The organism is Sinorhizobium sp. 22678 (assembly GCF_052044265.1).
Lineage (GTDB): Bacteria > Pseudomonadota > Alphaproteobacteria > Rhizobiales > Rhizobiaceae > Sinorhizobium > Sinorhizobium meliloti_A.
The window spans coordinates 109,127-125,051 of sequence record NZ_JBQEMS010000003.1; the positions used below are offsets into that span (position 1 = coordinate 109,127).

The following is a 15,925-nucleotide window of genomic DNA, read 5'->3' on the forward strand; positions in this document are numbered from 1 at the left end:
GGGCCAAGGTTCAGACGAGAAAAATGAACGAACTCAAATCACTGGAGCAGCGACCCATAGGCGGCCCGGGCCCCATCCGGCGCACCGCACTCCACGACACGCTGGTCAGTCATCTGCGCGATATGATCATCGAGGGCGACCTTCCGCCCGGAACCCGTCTGCACGAGGGGCAACTGGGCGAGCAGCTCGGCGTATCGCGCACGCCGCTGCGCGAGGCGATCAAGTATCTCGCGAGCGAAGGCCTGGTGGAGCTCGTCCCGAGCCGCGGCGCCGTCGTCAAGCGCTTCAGCGCCAAGGACGTTCAGGACATGCTCACCGTGCTGCAGACCCTGGAGGAGCTCGCTGGCAGGCTTGCCTGCGAGGCCGCGACGGATGCGGAGATCGCCGAAGTGCGGGCGCTCCACGACGAAATGGTGCGCCGCTACGAGGCGGGCGACCGGATGCAATATTACAAGCTCAACCAGGACATTCACACCGCCATCGCCCGGCTTTCGGGCAATGCGGCCCTCGCCGACATGCATGCCATGCTGCAGACGCGACTGAAGCGCATCCGCTTCATCGGCCATGAAGGCCCGGAGAAATGGGCCGCCGCGGTCGCCGAACATCAGGAAATGATCGCCGCACTCGAAGCGCGCGACAAGGCCAGGCTATCGAAAGTGCTGGGGCTTCATCTGGCGAAGGCCTGGGAACGGGTGCGCGACGCGGTCTAGAGCGTCGACGCAAAAGCGAAATACCCCCTCTGGCCTGCCGGCCAGAGGGGCATCACCGCTCGGCGCCCATCATTTCACCGCCAGCACGCAGATATAGGAAAGCACCGTTACCAGCAGGCCGCGGAAAGCAAAGCTGACACAGCGGTATTTGCCGCAGGCGATCGCGGCAAGCGCGTCCGCATTCTCGGCATATTGGCGGAAGAGATAGGCCTGATCGCCGGTCTCCGCCGCTCGGATGAAGCTGTCGCGATGACGGGACCAGGCGCCCCAGAACAGCGTCGTGGAGGTGGTGCTCTTCCTCGGCAGCACCACGAGTATAGCCGACACGATGGAGAAGACCGAAGCAAGCGCAAGCATTGCCGACAGGGCCAGCGCCATGCCGCCGCCTTCGGCGTAACGCTGCCAGGAAAAGACGCTCCGCCCTTCTTGCGAAGTGACGAGAAAGGCGAACATGAAGGTGAAGATATAGGCCGCCTTCTGGTCCGACGTCTTTATCTGATCGGCGAAGACATCGTTGATCTTCCTGATGTGATCGTAATAGGCGCCGAGTGCCACTTCCGGCCCGACTCCTTCACTTGGCAGATCGAGTTTGTACAGATTACCCCCGGCTTCCATTCGCCACTCCCCTTTATTCGTCTCCTCTTTATTACACTCAACGAGTAAAAACATCCGCCCAAAACTGGGCTCTTGACATTTCTCCCCTCTAAATTCACTGGATTCAGTATAATGAGGGGTGACACGAGAATGCGGGGAAGAAGAACGGGAGCATTGCTTGCCGCGGCGACGTTTTTTGCGCCCTTGTCTGCGCAAGCCGAGCCGGTTCCGCGCCCCTCGCCGGCCGCCGGCTCCGTCATCGCCCGCAAGTCCGGCGAGGAGGTGCGTTTCGTCGACGTTTCCAACTGGCGGGTCGTCGACCTCGCTCAGGATCTTATTCCCGGCGATGTGCTGCGCACCAATGCCACCGGCGCGCTCGCGGTCCTCTTCAGAGATCACACGCAGATAAGACTGGGGCGCAATACCGCGCTGCGCGTCAAGGAAATCGGCGCGGGCGACACGAAATTCGGGCTGGAATCAGGGACGATCTGGGCCCGGGCCGAGCGCGGCGGCGAGGGCCTGGTCATCGACACGCCGGCCGCGGCCGCCGCCATTCGCGGCACCGATTGGACGCTGACGGTCGGCCCCGACGGCAAGACCTCGCTCGTCGTCCTCGAAGGTGTCGTCGAACTCAGCAATGCCTATGGCAGCGTGACTGTGAAGCAGGGCGAAGGCGCCGTTGCGGCGATCGGCAGCGCACCGACGAAGATCGTGATCGTCACGCCGAGGGACCGCGAGCAGATGCTCTTTCATCTGTCGCTCCGCAACGCCTTCGTCTGGATGCCGGCCACGCCCTTCAGCGTTCCCGAAATGCGTCGGGAGCGCGCGCGCGTCGAAGCGAAACCCGCAGGCTCGCGCACGACCGAGGAGTGGCTGACGCTTGCGGAAATTTATCTTTCGCTCGATGGCCGCCACAAGGCTCAGGCCGCACTCGCGGAAGCGGCGGGACGGGGCCTGAGCCGATCCCAGGCAGCGCGTGCCGATCTCGTGCGCGCATTGATCGCCGGCTCGTCCAACCGGTATGAAGAGGCGGCGCGCTTGTTCGCCAGGGCCGAACGCGGCCTCGACCCGAGCCGCCGCACGATCGCGGCCTATGGCGGCTATTTCTCGCGCGGGCTCGGGAACCCCGAACGCGTCGAGGAGCCGCCGCGCAATGCCAGCGGCCGCTATGCGGGCATGGTCAGGGCCTGGACCGCCGGCTTCCGCGAAGACATTCCGGCGGCGATCGCAGTGATCAAGAGGGCCGAGCAGCAATATCCCGACGACCCGACCCTGCCTGCGGCACGCGCGCAGCTCGCCCTGCTGCTGGACGATCGCGACGAGCTTCGCGACGGCGTCGAGCGGGCGCTTGCGATCGACCCTGAAGACCCGACGGCGCTCGAGGCGCGCGCACATTACCGCTCTTACATCGAGAACGATCTCGATGCCGCCCTTGCCGACCTGAACAGGGCGCTCGAGACTGCCCCAGGCTCCTCGTCGATCTGGAACGCCCTCGGGCTGGTCCAGGGCGCGCGCGGCGACAACCGTGCAGCGGAGGCCGCCTTCAACCAGGCGATCGCGCTCGATCCGCTCGATCCCGTCTCGCACGCAAACCTTGCAATACAATACATGGACGAGATGCGGATGGCCGAGGCGAAGCGCGAGATCGACGCCGCGCTCTCCGTCGATCCCTCCTTCGACGTGGCGCTCGTGGCGCGCGGCCGCTACTACATGCAGAACGGCGAGGCCGACAAGGCGGTGGAAGACCTGCTCGCCGGCTCGACAGCCAACCCGGCCTATTCGAACGCACAGCTGCTGCTCGCAGCCGCGCATTACGAGAAGGGCGACCGCGTTCCGGCAGCTCAGGCGCTCGACAATGCCGACCGGCTCGACCCGAACGATCCCGTCGTGGCGACGGTCAGAACCGCGATCGCGATCGATGCCTATGATGCCGACGCGGCCATTCGCAACGCCCAGGAAGCCCTGCGCCGTACCCGCGCCAAGGGCGGCGACACGGCGGCACTCGGCGCCAACCAGGAGCAAGGTTCGACGCTCAACGACGCCTTCCGCCTGCAGGGGTTGGATGCCTGGGGTCAATATTACGGCGACGCCGTCTTCGATCCCTTCACCGGCGCCAGCTATGTCGACCAGGCGGTGCGCGGCAGCGTCAACCCCTTCTTCAACGCTTACGATTTCACCGCCAACGCCGTCGCGAACACGGTCAATACCGCAAGCTTTTCCGCTCTCATCCAGGGGCTTCTGATCGAGCCGCATATGCTCGCCAGCCGCGAGCGGACGGTCAATCTACTGCGTTCGCCCTTTTTCGAGACGGAGCTCGGCGGCGGGTTCATCGCCAATGAGGACCATACCGGATGGGTGGGGGAAGCTGCGGTTCGCGGATTTACGGTCTCACCGTTCCCCATCAGCGTCTACGGTACGTTCCAGTGGGAGGAGCCGCGGGATACCTTCGATTCGGACGGCTTGAGCGTGGAACGCGAACTGCGGCTTATCGGTGGCAATGGCTATGTTACGGCCAGCCCAACGCCCGACGACCGCGTCGTTGCCTTCACCAATTTCTCGGACGTCGACGATGCCCGGGAGTTACTGCCAGTCCCGTTGGAAGTCGAGATTGGGGACGACTCTTCCGGTGTAATTTCGGGGCTCGCTTGGAGTCACACGTTCGGCTACCGCAACGTCGGCAATGCCGCCTTGTTTTTCAAAGAACTTCGGACCGGAGACAGTGAAGTTCGGCGCGCTGGTCAGGCTGAGATCAGTGCTGATGTCGACGCAAAAGAACGAACCTACATCGCGGCCTTAAACCACGTGTATGGAGAGGACGACCTGACGTGGCGCTACGGCGCGGAAGCTGGGAAAATAAGGTCCGACATCAGGACGATTTTGAATATTAACGTGCCGCCGCTCTCCGAAACCACGGCCGATTACAATTCGTCCACGCAAGCAGTGGCAAAGGCCTATGTCGACGGCCTCTACGAAATCACCCCCGATCTCAAGGTCGAGGGCGCGCTGTTCGCCCGTTACATAGAGGACGTTAATGACAACAATATCCGGCTCGAACCCAAGTTCGGCTTAGCCTGGGCCCCGGCAGAGGGTCATTGGCTGCGCGCCGCCGTCCAGCGCGAGGGCTATAATTTCGGCTCTGCCACGCTCGCGCCCATCGGCATAGTCGGACTTCAGCCCAATCAGTTCCTGATCGGCACTGACGGCTATGCCGACACGCTGGCTCTGCGCTGGGATGCCGAATGGACCGACTGGCTCTTCACCGCCGTCGACTATCAGCATCAGGAAATCCGAAACGGTTCGATTGACTTTCCGTTCTCGCTGGATGACTTTCACTTCGACAAAGGCAGGGTCGACCGCGTGGCGCTGACCACGAATCTGGCGCTCGGACACGGCTTCGGCCTTTCGGCGACCGTGGCCCGGACGGAAAGCGACGACCTCTCGGCCGGCAGCAACGGCGACCTTCCGTTCCTGCCGGAAAGCTCCGGCCAGGTAGCGCTTACCTATGTCAGCACCGCCAACATCAAAACGACGGTCGCAGCAAACTATGTCGGCGAGCGTACCGACGGCACCACGACACTCGACGACTTCTGGACGCTCGACGCCGCTCTCCAATGGGAGCCCTTCGACAAGCGGTTCGAAGTCGAGCTCGCCGGCTTCAACCTTCTGGACGAGGAGTTCGAGGTGCGCGACGGGCTGCCCGGCTGGGGTCCCACGGTCAAGGGCACCGTCAAAATGCGGTTCTGATGAACGACTTTCGCGAGCTTCGCCTTTCCTCCCGGCGGGTAAAGCTTGCCGCCCTGACGACCGTCGTGGCCGCCCTCGTCTCGGCTGTCTCGCTGACCGGTACGTGGTCGCTGGTGGACCTGCGCGCCTATGACTATCTTTCGATCGTCGGCCGGCCATCGCCACCGGAAGACGGCCCGGTCATCGTCGCTATCGACGAACCCTCGATGGCCGAGATCGGCAGTCAATGGCCCTGGCCGCGCGCGCTGCACGCCCGCCTGATCGAAGCCCTGAGGGCCGCCGGCGCCCGGGCGATCGGCCTCGACGTGATCTTCGCCGAACCGGCCGCCGCGCCGGAGAACGATCAGGCGCTCGCCGAAGTTCTCGGGCCCGATGTGGTGCTTGCCGGCGACGAGACGCTGATCCGGACACCGCAGGCAGAGCAGTTCGTCAGGACCGAGCCTCTTCCCGCCTTTCTGGCACGGGGCGCGAAGGTCGGCATCGCCTCGGTCGGCCTCAGCGGCGACGGAGCGCTCCGGCATATCCCCGCCTATCCGGACGGTTTCGCCGCAACGCTCGCGACCGTCGCCGGCGCCGAGCCGGCGGTGCCGCCGAGAAGGGCGCTGATGCAGACCTTCGGCCCGGCCCGGACCTATCCGACCGTTTCCTATTATCAGGCGCTCGATCCCGAGAATTTCCTGCCGGAGGGCACCTTCCGCGACAGGGTCGTCATCGTGGGCCTGAGCCTGCAGAACGCGCCCACCATCGCGGGCGGTGGCGTCGATGCCTTCCCCACCTCCGACACGGTCTTCTCACGCGGCCGCGTCGCGGGTGCCGAAATCCAGGCGACCATTTACGACAATCTCGTGCACCGGCTGTTCGTCAGGCAGGCGGGCGCGGGCATTGCCATCGCGGCGATCATCCTCGCCAGCCTGGCCGCAGCCCTTGCTGTCCTCAGGTCGACCAGCTGGAAGACGCTCGGTTACGGCGCCCTCGCCCTTACTCTGATCTTCCTTGCGAGCTATGGCCTGATGCGCCTCGGCCATGCGTTCGTCTCGCCCCTCGCCCCGGCACTTGCCTTTCTCGCCGTGGCGATGGGGCAGGCGGGCCTCGACTACGCGGACGAACGGCGGCGGCGGCGGGAAATCACCCGTGCCTTCGCGCAGTATCTCTCGCCGGCCCTCGTCGAGCGGCTGGCAAGCGACCCATCCCAGCTGAAGCTTGGTGGCGAAAGACGGACGCTCACCGTTCTCTTCTGCGACGTTCGCGGCTTCACCACCATATCGGAGGACATGAAGGACGATCCGGAGGGACTGACGACACTCATCAACCGGCTCCTGACCCCTCTTTCGGAGGCGGTGCTCAACCGACGCGGCACGATCGACAAATATATCGGCGACTGCCTGATGGCCTTCTGGAACGCTCCACTCGACGATCCGGACCATGCCGTCCATGCCGTTCAGGCGGCGCGCGACATGCTTGCCGCCCTCGGCGGTCTCAACGCAGAGCTGGAAGCCGAGGCGAAAGCGGCGGGGCGTCCGCCGAAGGCGCTGAGGATCGGCATCGGCATCAACACGGGCGAATGCGTCGTCGGCAATATGGGCTCGGCCCGCCGCTTCGATTATTCGGCGCTGGGCGATGCCGTCAATCTCGCCTCCCGCCTCGAAGGTGCCTCCAAGGACTACGGTGTGCCGCTGCTCCTCGGCGAACGTACTGCAACACTCGCCGCCCGGAAATTTGCGGTTGCCGAGCTCGACCGCATCACCGTCAAGGGACGCAGCACGGTCTCCCCCGTCTTCACCTTGGTCGACGGGGCTTCGGAACCGGCGCTCGCACGCCACCGCGCCTACCTCGCAGGGAAATACAGCGGCGAGATCGCTGCCGATGACGGTTTGTTCGATGAACTCAAGGCGGCGCTGCCGTCGCTCGCGCGCTATTACGAGCGCGAGCGGGAACGGCTGCTGAAATAGCGGATAAGGGGCAAACCACGGACTTGGCGCTCAATGCAAGCCGCCGACCCCCAGCAGCCGCTCGACCGTGGCCTGCTCCTTCGCCAGCGCCTCCGGCGTTCCGCTCCAGGCGAGCCTGCCGCGCTCCAGGATGATCACCCGGTCGGCGAAATCGAGGGCGCTCTGGATGCGCTGCTCCACCAGCAGGATGGTCATGTCGCCGGTCTTCGCGAGCTCGGCGAAAGCCTTCATCAGTTCCTCGCAGATGACCGGCGCCAGTCCTTCGAGCGGCTCGTCGAGCAGCAGGACCGATGGGCGGCCGAGGATCGAGCGGGCGGTTGACAACATCTGCTGCTCGCCGCCGGAAAGCTGCAAGCCGAGGTTTCGGCGCCGCTCGTAGAGCCGCGGGAACATCTCATAGGCCTCGCTCAGCGCCGTCTTCGGCCGGCCCTTGAGACCGACGAAGAGATTTTCCTCAACCGTCAGCGACGGGAAGACGCAGCGCGCCTGCGGCACGAAGCCGAGGCCTTTCAACGCGCGTGATGCGCTCGGCAGCGTGGTGACGTCGGCCTCGCCGATACGGATGCGTCCGCCGTAACAGCGCGTCTGCCCGGCGAGCGTAGCGAGCAGCGTCGTCTTGCCCATGCCGTTGCGGCCGAGAACCGCAAGCCGCGCGCCGGCAGGCACCGAAAAGGAAATCCCCTCCAGCACCCGCGTCGGCCCATAGCCGGCGGAGAGATTGTCAACCTCAAGCGGCGCTGCCGGCATCGGCATAGCTCCCGAGATAGGCTTCGCGCACACGCGGATCTTTGGTGACGTCGGCTGGAGAGCCGTCGAAGATGACCATGCCGGCAGCAAGCACGATCACGCGCTTGGCGAAGCGGAAGACGAGATCCATGTCGTGCTCGATCATCAGGACGGCAAGGTCATCGGGAAGTTCGGCGAGCGCCTGCTCGATGCGGCCCGTGTCGCTCTGCGGCACGCCGGCTGCCGGCTCGTCGAGCAGCAGCACCTTAGGTTTGAGCGCCAGCGCTACCGCGATCTCCAGCAGCCGCTGTTGGCCGTAGGCGATCTGGCGCACCGGCCGGTGCGCCAGATCGCGCAGGCCAAGCTTGCCAAGCAGGCTACCGGCCTCTGCCATCACCCCGGGCATCGCCAGGAAATTGCCGAACATGCGGCCCGCCCGGCCGTCGCGCTGCAGGATCGCGAGCGCCACGTGCTCGGCGGGCGTCATGTCCTGGAAAAGGCGCGTCACCTGGAACGAACGCACGAGGCCGCGGCGCACGCGGCCGATCGCGCCGATATGCGTGACGGTTTCGCCGCCGATCCGCACCTCTCCGGCATCCGGCTTCAGATTACCGGTGACGAGATTGACGAAGGTCGTCTTGCCGGCACCGTTCGGGCCGATCAGGGCGACGCGGTCGCCCGGTGCCATGGAAAGGCTGACATCGTTGGTGACGGCGAGACCGCCGAAGGAGCGCTTGAGATTTCTGGCTTCGAATATGGCGCTCATCGGCCCGCCCCCCGTCGCCGCGCGAGGATTTCTGCGACCGTGCCGTAAAGCCCTTTCGGTGCAAAGAGCACGACCGCGATCAACAGGGCCCCGACCATGGTCAGCCAATGGAACGGGTTGGCCGCCGAGACGAGATCTTCGAAGAACATGAAGACGATCGTGCCGGTAAGCGCCCCGAAGAGCGAGCCGGTACCGCCGAGCACGAGCATCACCAGGCTTTCGGCCGAGAGCGTGAAGGAGAGGCTGTCGAGACCGACGACCTGCGTCGAGACGGCGTTGAGCGCCCCGCCGACGCCGGCGACCGCGCCGGAAATCACATACATCTTGAGGATGGCGATCGTCGGCGACGCGCCCACCGCCCGAATGCGGATCGGATCCTCCTTGATGCCGCGGCAGAGCATGCCGAAGGGCGAGCGCACGACGAGGCGCAGGAGCACGAAGACGATTGCGAGCAGCACGACGCCGAAGACATAGGCCGTGCGGCCCCAGAGGTCGAAGGCGAAAAGGCCGATGAGCGGATCGGGCGCGATGCCGGCCAGTCCGTCGCTTCCCCCCGTCCAGGACGATGCCTTGTTGGCGAATTCATGGAAGAGATGGATGAGCGCGATCGAGAGCACGAGCTGCGGCAGACCGTGCGCCCGAAGGATCACGACCCCGCAGGCGAGCCCCGCCACCGCACCGCCGAGAATACCGGCGGCGACCATGAGGAGCGGATCGGTAATGCCGAAATGCACGGCCGCGATCCCGGCGGCATAGGCACCGCTGCCGAACAGCGCGGCATGGCCGAGGGTCGCGACGCCGCAATAGCCGGTGACGAGATCGAGCGAGAGGACCAGCAGCGCGATCGCTATGATGCGGGTGAGCAGCGCGAGATTGTTCGGAAAGAGGAGATAGCCGATGGCGGCCAGCACGAGGATCACGGCGAGGCCGGCAAGATCGCGGCCGAGCCCCCGCCTGCCCGCAGAAAGTGCCGTGGCTGCTTCGTTCATCGTTGCCATGGTCACCTACTTCATCCTCCCGGCAAGGCCGCGCGGAAACACGCAGACGATGGCGATGACGGCGAGATAGAAGAAGAACTCTCCGAATTCCGGCATCAGATAGCGCCCTGTCGTATCGATGCCGCCGAGCAGGAGGCAGGCGGCAAGTGCACCCGGGATCGACCCCGCACCGCCGACGGAAACGACCACCAGGAAGGTGACCATGTATCTGAGCGCATAATAGGGCTCGACCGGCAGCAGTTCCGCGCCGACGACGCCGCCGAACGCGGCAAGCCCCACGGCCACGGCGAAATTCACGGCATAGACGACCTCCGTGCGCACTCCGAGTGCCGCCGCCATCGCCGCATCGTCGACGGCGGCGCGGAGCTTGACCCCGAAGGCGGTTTTCTCGATGGCAAACCAGAGGGCTCCGGCAACGGTGAGGCCGCAGACGATCGCGAAGATCCGGTGCACGGCGATCGAACGGAAGCCGAGATCGGCGGAGCCCTCAAGGCTCGGCGGTAGCGGGATCGTCTTGAGAGTCGGGCCGAAGACGTAGTTGGCAATGCCGATGATGCAGAAGGTGATACCGATCGTCATCAGCACCTGAGTCAGCTCCGGCTGACCGTAGATGCGGCGGTAGAGCAGGCGCTCGATCGGGATGGCGATGACGATCGTGCCGAAGACCGCGATCAGCACCGCGACCCCGTAGCCGAGCCCGAGATCACGCGCCGCATAGGATGCGATATAGCCGCCGATCATCGCAAAGGCGCCGTGGGCAAGATTGACGACGCGCATGAGGCCGAGCGTGACCGAAAGGCCGATCGAGATCACGAACAGCACCATGCCATAGGCGAGCGCATCGACGGCTATGCTGGAGATGGTTTGCATGAGCGCATCCTAACGGTGTGGCAAGGCTTCACCCTCGGTCCTCATTCCGGAAGGCTTCCGCCAAACCAGCAGTGCAGCCGTCGCATAGGGCAGCTCCTATGAACCGGTCGAGATGATGGCCGCCGATCATTTCACCGCGGCAAGCCCCGGATCGCCCTGTTTCTCGAAGATCTGGATCTCCTTGTTGTAATAGGTTCCGTCATCGGCCTTGGCGACCTCGCGCAGATAGATGTTCTGAGTGATATGGCGCGATTCGGGATCGATCGAAACCGGCCCGCGGGGGCTTGTCCAGGAGAGCCCCTTCACGGCATCGACCGCCTTCTGAGCATCCTGCTCGCCGCCCGTCGCCTCTATCATCTTGTAGATGACATGCAAGCCGTCATAGGCCCCGACCGCGGGGAAGGAGAGCTCGGCCGGATTGCCGATCGCCTTGGCGGCCGCCTCGACGAAGGCCTTGTTTTCCGGCGAGTCATGCGAAACGGCATAGTGAAAGGTCGTCTGCAGGCCGAGCGCGGCGTCGCCCAGCGCCGGCAGGTCGGACTCCTGGGTGAGGTCGCCCGGCGCGAAGAACTTGATGCCGCCATCCTTGAGGCCGTTTTCGTTGAACGCCTTGACGAAGCCGAGCGTCGTCGGGCCGGACGGCAGGAAGGCGAAGACGCCTTCGGCACCGGAATCCTTGATGCGCTGCATGATCGGCGAGAAATCGTTGGTCGACAGCGGCATGCGGATCGCCTCCACGATCTCGCCGCCCACCGCCTCGAAGCCGGCCTTGAATGCGTTCTCCGCATCGACACCCGGGCCGTAATCGCTGACCACGGAGATGATCTTCGAGACGCCGGCATCCTTCGCCACCTTGGCGATCGGCGTGGATGTCTGCCAGAGCGTGAAGGAGGTGCGCACCACGAGCGGGCTCTTGGTGACGATCGCCGACGTGGCGGCATTCATGATCACCAGCGGCACGTTCGCCTGCTCGAGCAGCGGCGTGACGGCCATCGCGTCGGGCGTGAAATAGAAGCCGGCGAGATATTGCACGCCTTCCTTTACGACCAGCTCCTGCGCCAGCGCCTTGGACTGGGCCGGGTCCGCCTGCGGCACGTCGCGGTATAGGATTTCGATATCGTCGTCGCCGACCTTGGCGCCGTTCACCGCCATATAGGCGTCGATGCCTGCCTTGAAGTTCTTGCCCTGCAGCGCAAAGGGACCGGAAAACGGTCCGACGACGCCGACCTTGATCGTATCCGCCTGCGCCGCGACGCTCGTTGCCAGAGCCGCGAGCGCGGCCAGAATGAGCCTTGTCATATTTCCTCCCCCGCGACGTCCGCTACTCCCGGCCGGCATCGCTTCCTTTTACATCAATCGCAATCGACAGCGGGCAGTCTGCCATGTCAAACGGTGATGCAAAAATGAAATATGGGCGGAAATCCATAATCCCCCGGTTATTGTTTTGTCCGGGGGTTATGGAGGAAGCGCGCGTGCGTCAGTGCAGCCCGAATTCCCGAAGCAGTTCCTGCCTGTAGCGCACGAAGCGTGCGCCGCTGCGATCGCGCGGCCGGGGCAGGTCGATGTCGATCACTCTCGGCGCTCCGTCCTGTTGCTTCGGCAGTACCAGGACACGATCCGCCAGATAGATGGCCTCCTCGAGATCATGCGTGACCAGAACCATCGTCACGTTCTCCTCCCGCCAGATGCGCTCGAGCTCCTGCTGCATCGTCAGTTTCGTCATCGCATCGAGGGCGCCCAGCGGCTCGTCCAGCAGCAGGATCTCGGGCTTTACCGTCAGCGCTCGCGCAAGCCCGACCCGCTGCGCCATTCCACCGGAAAGCTGCTTCGGATAGGCATCCTGGAAATCGGCAAGGCCGACAAGCGAAATGTAGTGACGTGCAAGCTCCTCGGCGCGTCCGGAATCCTCGCCTCGCACCTTCAGGCCGAAGGCCACATTGCCGAGAACCGTCAGCCAGGGAAGCAGCCGCGGCTCCTGGAAAATGACGGCGCGCTCCTTGCCGACACCGGCAACCGGCCGGCCGTCGATCAATACCCGGCCCGCATCGGCCGTTTCGAGACCCGCGAGAACCCGCAGCAATGTCGTCTTGCCCGATCCGCTCGCCCCGACGATTGCAAGGCATTCCCCGGACCGGATGTCCAGATTGAGGTTCCTGAGGACGCTGAGCCGCCGCCCGTTGATCCGGAAGGATTTCGAGAGATCGCGCAACGCCACCTCCCCTTTGCGCAGGCTTCTGACTTCAGCCATTTTCACCCCCTCAATTCGCCGCGGCGGACGTCGCGTCCGGCCGGAACAGAAGATCGGAAGCCTTATATTTGCCCTGCGGCAGGCTGCCCTCGCGTTCGAGAACGCCGATCCAGAAATCCAGATCGCGCTCGGTCGCTTGCGCGCCCTTTCGTAGACCGAATCCCGTCCAATGCCTCGCGAGATCGCCGTTTTCGCCGCGCTCGGTCAGAATACGGGCGAGCACGGCGCGCGCTTCTTCCGGATGCTCGCGTGACCAGTCGGCGGCGCGCGCGGATTGTTCAACGAAGTTTTTGGCGGCCTCCGGATTCTTTTCGACGAAATCCCGCCTGAGAACCGCAAAACCGCCGGCAATTTCGCCGAGCACATCCGTGTCGTCGAAGACCGCGCGCACCCCGCCGTGATCCAAGATCTGGCCGTTGAAGGTCGCCTGCCAGTATCCCACGGCGGCGATGTCGACCTGGTTCGACCGGAGCGTCTGTTCGAGCTGCGGCCCGGGTACGACGACTAGGTTTGCTGCCTTTTCGGGCAAACCCTTGCTGTGCAGCGCCTCGCGTACCGCATAGTCGAGATGCGCCCCGAGCGTATTCACCGCAATCGTCTTACCTGCGATGTCCTCGATGGACCTGATCGGGCTGTCGTCGAGCACGTAGAATATGCTCTTGACCTGCTCGTTGATGCCGTTGGTCGGAAAGGCCGCGACGAAATCGTTTCCGCCGGCGATCGAGTTGATGACGGCTGCGGTCGCCGCCGAGCCGATGTCGACGCTGCCGGAGGCAAGCGCGAACAGGGATGCGGGCCCGCCTCCCGCATAACCGACATTCTCGAGCCTGATGCCGAGGCTGTCGAAATAGCCGAGCTCATAGGCGAGTTCGTGCGGCGACAGGCTGCCCTGGCTCGCGAGGAACCGCAGCGTCACCGGTTCCGGAGCTTCTGCTGCTGCAAGGCTGGAAAGCCCGATCGAGAACAGGCTGCCGAATGCGAGGGCGCGAATGGAAATCGTCATATGTCACCTTTTCCATGATCTGGAAGTTTCGAATGTCGAGGCCGTTTTGCCGCAGTTCCGGGCGGAAGGCCGCTGCGCACTTTTTCTGGAATTGCTCTAGTTCGAGGCGTCGCTCCAGCGGCAGAGGCGGCGCTGCGCAAAGACCAGCGCGTAGTTGGAGACGAGCCCCAGCCCGGCGAGAATGAAGATCGCCGCGAACATCAGGGGAATCTGGAAATTGTACTGGGCGTTCATGACCTGGAACCCGATGCCCTTATTGGCCCCGATCATCTCGGATGCGATGAGCAGCAGCAGGGCAGTCGTCGCACTCAGGCGCAGGCCGACGAAGATCGAAGGAACGGCGCCCGGAAGAACCACGCGACGGAACACAGTGAGACGCGACGCGCCATAGACGCGCGCCATCTCGATCAGCTTCGAATCCACTTCCTTGACCCCGTTGATGGTATTCAGAAGCAACGGGAAGAGCGTCGCCCAGAAGATGACGAAGACTTTCGACGCCTCGCCGAGTCCGAGAAGCAGAATGAAAACCGGATAGAGAGCGAGCGCGGACGTCTGGCGGAAAAGCTGGAGGACGGGATCGAGCGCGTTCTCGATCGGACGCACCTGCCCCATCAAGAGACCGAGCGGTATGGCCAGGACCACCGCCCCGACGAAGGCGGTTCCGGAGCGCTGAAGACTGATCGCGATGTCGTCGAGCAAGGCTCCGCCGGAAATTCCCGTCCACAGGGCGGAAAAGATGGCACCGACGGACGGAAACACGGCCGGATTGATCCAGCCGGCGGTGCTGGCCGCCTGCCAGAGCGCAAGAAAGGCGATGAGCAGTCCGTAGCGCGACAGCCAGCTGCCGGCGGCGGCGCCTGACCGGCGGAGATACTCGTCTGCTTTTGCGCTGACGCTGCCGCCTTCGTGGAGGATCGACCTGTCGAGTTCCTGCAAGCTCATTTTCGTGTCTCCCCTCTTACTCGGCCGCCTGAACGGTCGCGCGCGCCAAAGTCCACGGGTTCGCCGGACGGGGAAGTCCGAGATTCTCCCGCAGCGTCCGCCCCTCGTAGGCGGTGCGGAACAGGCCGCGTCTCTGCAGTATGGGGACGACCAGATCGACGAAATCGTCGAGCGCGCCCGGAAGCCATGGCGGCAGGATGTTGAAACCGTCGGCGGCTTCGCTCAGGAACCACTCCTCGAGCTGATCGGCGACCTGCTCGGCGCTGCCGACGACGGTGCAGTGACCGCGTGCGGTCGCGATCCACTGATAGAGCTGGCGGATGGTGAAGCCATGCTCGTCCGCGATCTTTCGGATCAGCGCCTGCCGGCTTTTCATTCCTTCTGTCTCATTGCTGACGGGCAAGGGCCCATCGAGCGGATATCCCGTCAGGTCGAGCGTGCCGCCGGTCAGGCCATTCAACAGCGCCACGCCGTCCTCCGGCACGATCAACGCATTCAGCTCTTCATATTTGGAGCGCGCCTCCTCTTCGGTCCGGCCGACAAAAGGAGCCACCCCCGGCATGATCAGCACATGGTCGGGGTTGCGCCCGGCGTGCTTCACGCGTGCCTTGATGTCGCGGTAGAACTCCTGCGCCGAAGCGAGGTTCTGATGGGCGGTGAAGATCACCTCGGCACTGGCCGCCGCAAGCCTGCGTCCGTCCTCGGATTGCCCCGCCTGCACCACGACCGGATGTCCTTGGACGGGACGCGGCGCGTTCAGCGGTCCTTTGACGCTGAAATGCTTGCCCTTGTGGTCGATGTCGTGAACCCGGCCGGCATCGAAGAAGCGGCCGGTCGCCTTGTCGCGGATGAAGGCATCATCTTCCCAGCTGTCCCATAGAGCCTTGACGGTCTCGACGTGCTCGTGTGCGCGCTCGTATCGGTCGGCGTGGCTCGGCTGCGTCTCTCTGTTGAAGTTGCGCGCCGTCTCGTCCCCGGCGGAGGTGACCACGTTCCAGCCTGCCCGCCCGTTGGACAGAAGGTCCAGCGAGGCGAACTTGCGGGCGAGCGTGTAGGGCTCCTCATAGGTCGTCGATGCCGTGGCGATGAAGCCCAGATGGGTCGTCAGCGGCGCGAGTGCTGCAAAGAGAGTGACAGGCTCGAAACCGGCGATCTTCGCATTGCCGCCTTCGCGGCCGCCAAGCCCGACGGAGAGGTTGTCGGCGAGAAAATAGGCGTCGAACAGGCCGCGCTCCGCGGTCTCGGCGAGCCTTCTGTGGAATTCGAAATTGGTGGCACCATCTGCCGGAGCGCCCGGATGCCTCCAGGCGGCAATATGCTGGCCGCCGCCGGGAAGAAAGGCTCCAAGCTTGATCTGTCTGGTCATCGCTGCCTC

At 64.4% G+C, this 15,925-nt stretch carries 13 protein-coding genes; 3 read left to right on the top strand and 10 right to left on the bottom strand.

Features of this window, described 5'->3' with window-relative positions; translation table 11 throughout:
* Nucleotides 1-23: 23 nt before the first annotated feature.
* Nucleotides 24-710: a GntR family transcriptional regulator gene (locus tag ACTJKL_RS06110; protein ID WP_440852445.1), complete on the top strand. Its 687-nt coding sequence runs from the start codon at nucleotides 24-26 to the stop codon at nucleotides 708-710.
* Nucleotides 711-779: 69 nt separating this feature from the next.
* On the opposite strand, the gene ACTJKL_RS06115 is transcribed toward ACTJKL_RS06110, so the two are convergent.
* Nucleotides 780-1,325: a Pycsar system effector family protein gene (locus ACTJKL_RS06115; RefSeq protein WP_440852446.1), complete on the bottom strand. Its 546-nt coding sequence runs from the start codon at nucleotides 1,323-1,325 to the stop codon at nucleotides 780-782.
* A 129-nt stretch (nucleotides 1,326-1,454) separates the two neighbouring features.
* On the opposite strand from ACTJKL_RS06115, the gene ACTJKL_RS06120 reads away from it, so the two are divergent.
* A complete protein-coding gene (locus tag ACTJKL_RS06120; protein WP_440852447.1) occupies nucleotides 1,455-5,048 on the top strand; it encodes a FecR domain-containing protein in 3,594 nt (1,197 codons plus the stop codon).
* On the top strand, nucleotides 5,048-6,997 hold the full coding sequence (locus ACTJKL_RS06125) for a CHASE2 domain-containing protein (RefSeq protein ID WP_440852448.1): 1,950 nt from the start codon (nucleotides 5,048-5,050) through the stop codon (nucleotides 6,995-6,997). The genes ACTJKL_RS06120 and ACTJKL_RS06125 overlap by 1 nt, the downstream gene beginning before the upstream one ends.
* Nucleotides 6,998-7,027: 30 nt before the next feature.
* On the opposite strand, the gene ACTJKL_RS06130 is transcribed toward ACTJKL_RS06125, so the two are convergent.
* The 9 genes from ACTJKL_RS06130 to ACTJKL_RS06170 all read right to left on the bottom strand — a co-directional run bounded on the left by ACTJKL_RS06130 (nucleotide 7,028) and on the right by ACTJKL_RS06170 (nucleotide 15,916).
* Nucleotides 7,028-7,744 (bottom strand): ABC transporter ATP-binding protein, encoded by a 717-nt coding sequence (locus ACTJKL_RS06130; protein ID WP_440852449.1) that lies wholly within the window; start codon nucleotides 7,742-7,744, stop codon nucleotides 7,028-7,030.
* On the bottom strand, nucleotides 7,725-8,489 hold the full coding sequence (locus ACTJKL_RS06135; protein WP_324764519.1) for an ABC transporter ATP-binding protein: 765 nt from the start codon (nucleotides 8,487-8,489) through the stop codon (nucleotides 7,725-7,727). The genes ACTJKL_RS06130 and ACTJKL_RS06135 overlap by 20 nt, the downstream gene beginning before the upstream one ends.
* The gene (locus tag ACTJKL_RS06140) at nucleotides 8,486-9,487 is read right to left on the bottom strand and encodes a branched-chain amino acid ABC transporter permease (protein WP_440852603.1); all 1,002 of its coding nucleotides are present in this window, start codon (nucleotides 9,485-9,487) and stop codon (nucleotides 8,486-8,488) included. Before ACTJKL_RS06140 ends, ACTJKL_RS06135 begins: the two co-directional genes overlap by 4 nt.
* Nucleotides 9,488-9,493: 6 nt before the next feature.
* Nucleotides 9,494-10,357, bottom strand: coding sequence for a branched-chain amino acid ABC transporter permease (locus tag ACTJKL_RS06145; protein WP_440852450.1), 864 nt, complete (start codon nucleotides 10,355-10,357; stop codon nucleotides 9,494-9,496).
* A gap of 126 nt (nucleotides 10,358-10,483) precedes the next feature.
* Nucleotides 10,484-11,656, bottom strand: coding sequence for an ABC transporter substrate-binding protein (locus ACTJKL_RS06150; protein WP_440852451.1), 1,173 nt, complete (start codon nucleotides 11,654-11,656; stop codon nucleotides 10,484-10,486).
* Between the two features lie 178 nt (nucleotides 11,657-11,834).
* Nucleotides 11,835-12,605, bottom strand: a complete 771-nt coding sequence (locus tag ACTJKL_RS06155; protein WP_275599458.1) for an ABC transporter ATP-binding protein — start codon at nucleotides 12,603-12,605, stop codon at nucleotides 11,835-11,837.
* Nucleotides 12,606-12,615: 10 nt separating this feature from the next.
* Nucleotides 12,616-13,608 (bottom strand): ABC transporter substrate-binding protein, encoded by a 993-nt coding sequence (locus tag ACTJKL_RS06160; RefSeq protein WP_440852452.1) that lies wholly within the window; start codon nucleotides 13,606-13,608, stop codon nucleotides 12,616-12,618.
* A gap of 96 nt (nucleotides 13,609-13,704) precedes the next feature.
* A complete protein-coding gene (locus ACTJKL_RS06165) occupies nucleotides 13,705-14,550 on the bottom strand; it encodes an ABC transporter permease (protein ID WP_440852453.1) in 846 nt (281 codons plus the stop codon).
* A 16-nt stretch (nucleotides 14,551-14,566) separates the two neighbouring features.
* Nucleotides 14,567-15,916 carry an LLM class flavin-dependent oxidoreductase gene (locus tag ACTJKL_RS06170; protein WP_275600122.1) on the bottom strand — a complete coding sequence of 450 codons (1,350 nt, stop codon included), beginning with the start codon at nucleotides 15,914-15,916 and terminating at the stop codon, nucleotides 14,567-14,569.
* Between the last annotated feature and the right edge of the window lie 9 nt (nucleotides 15,917-15,925).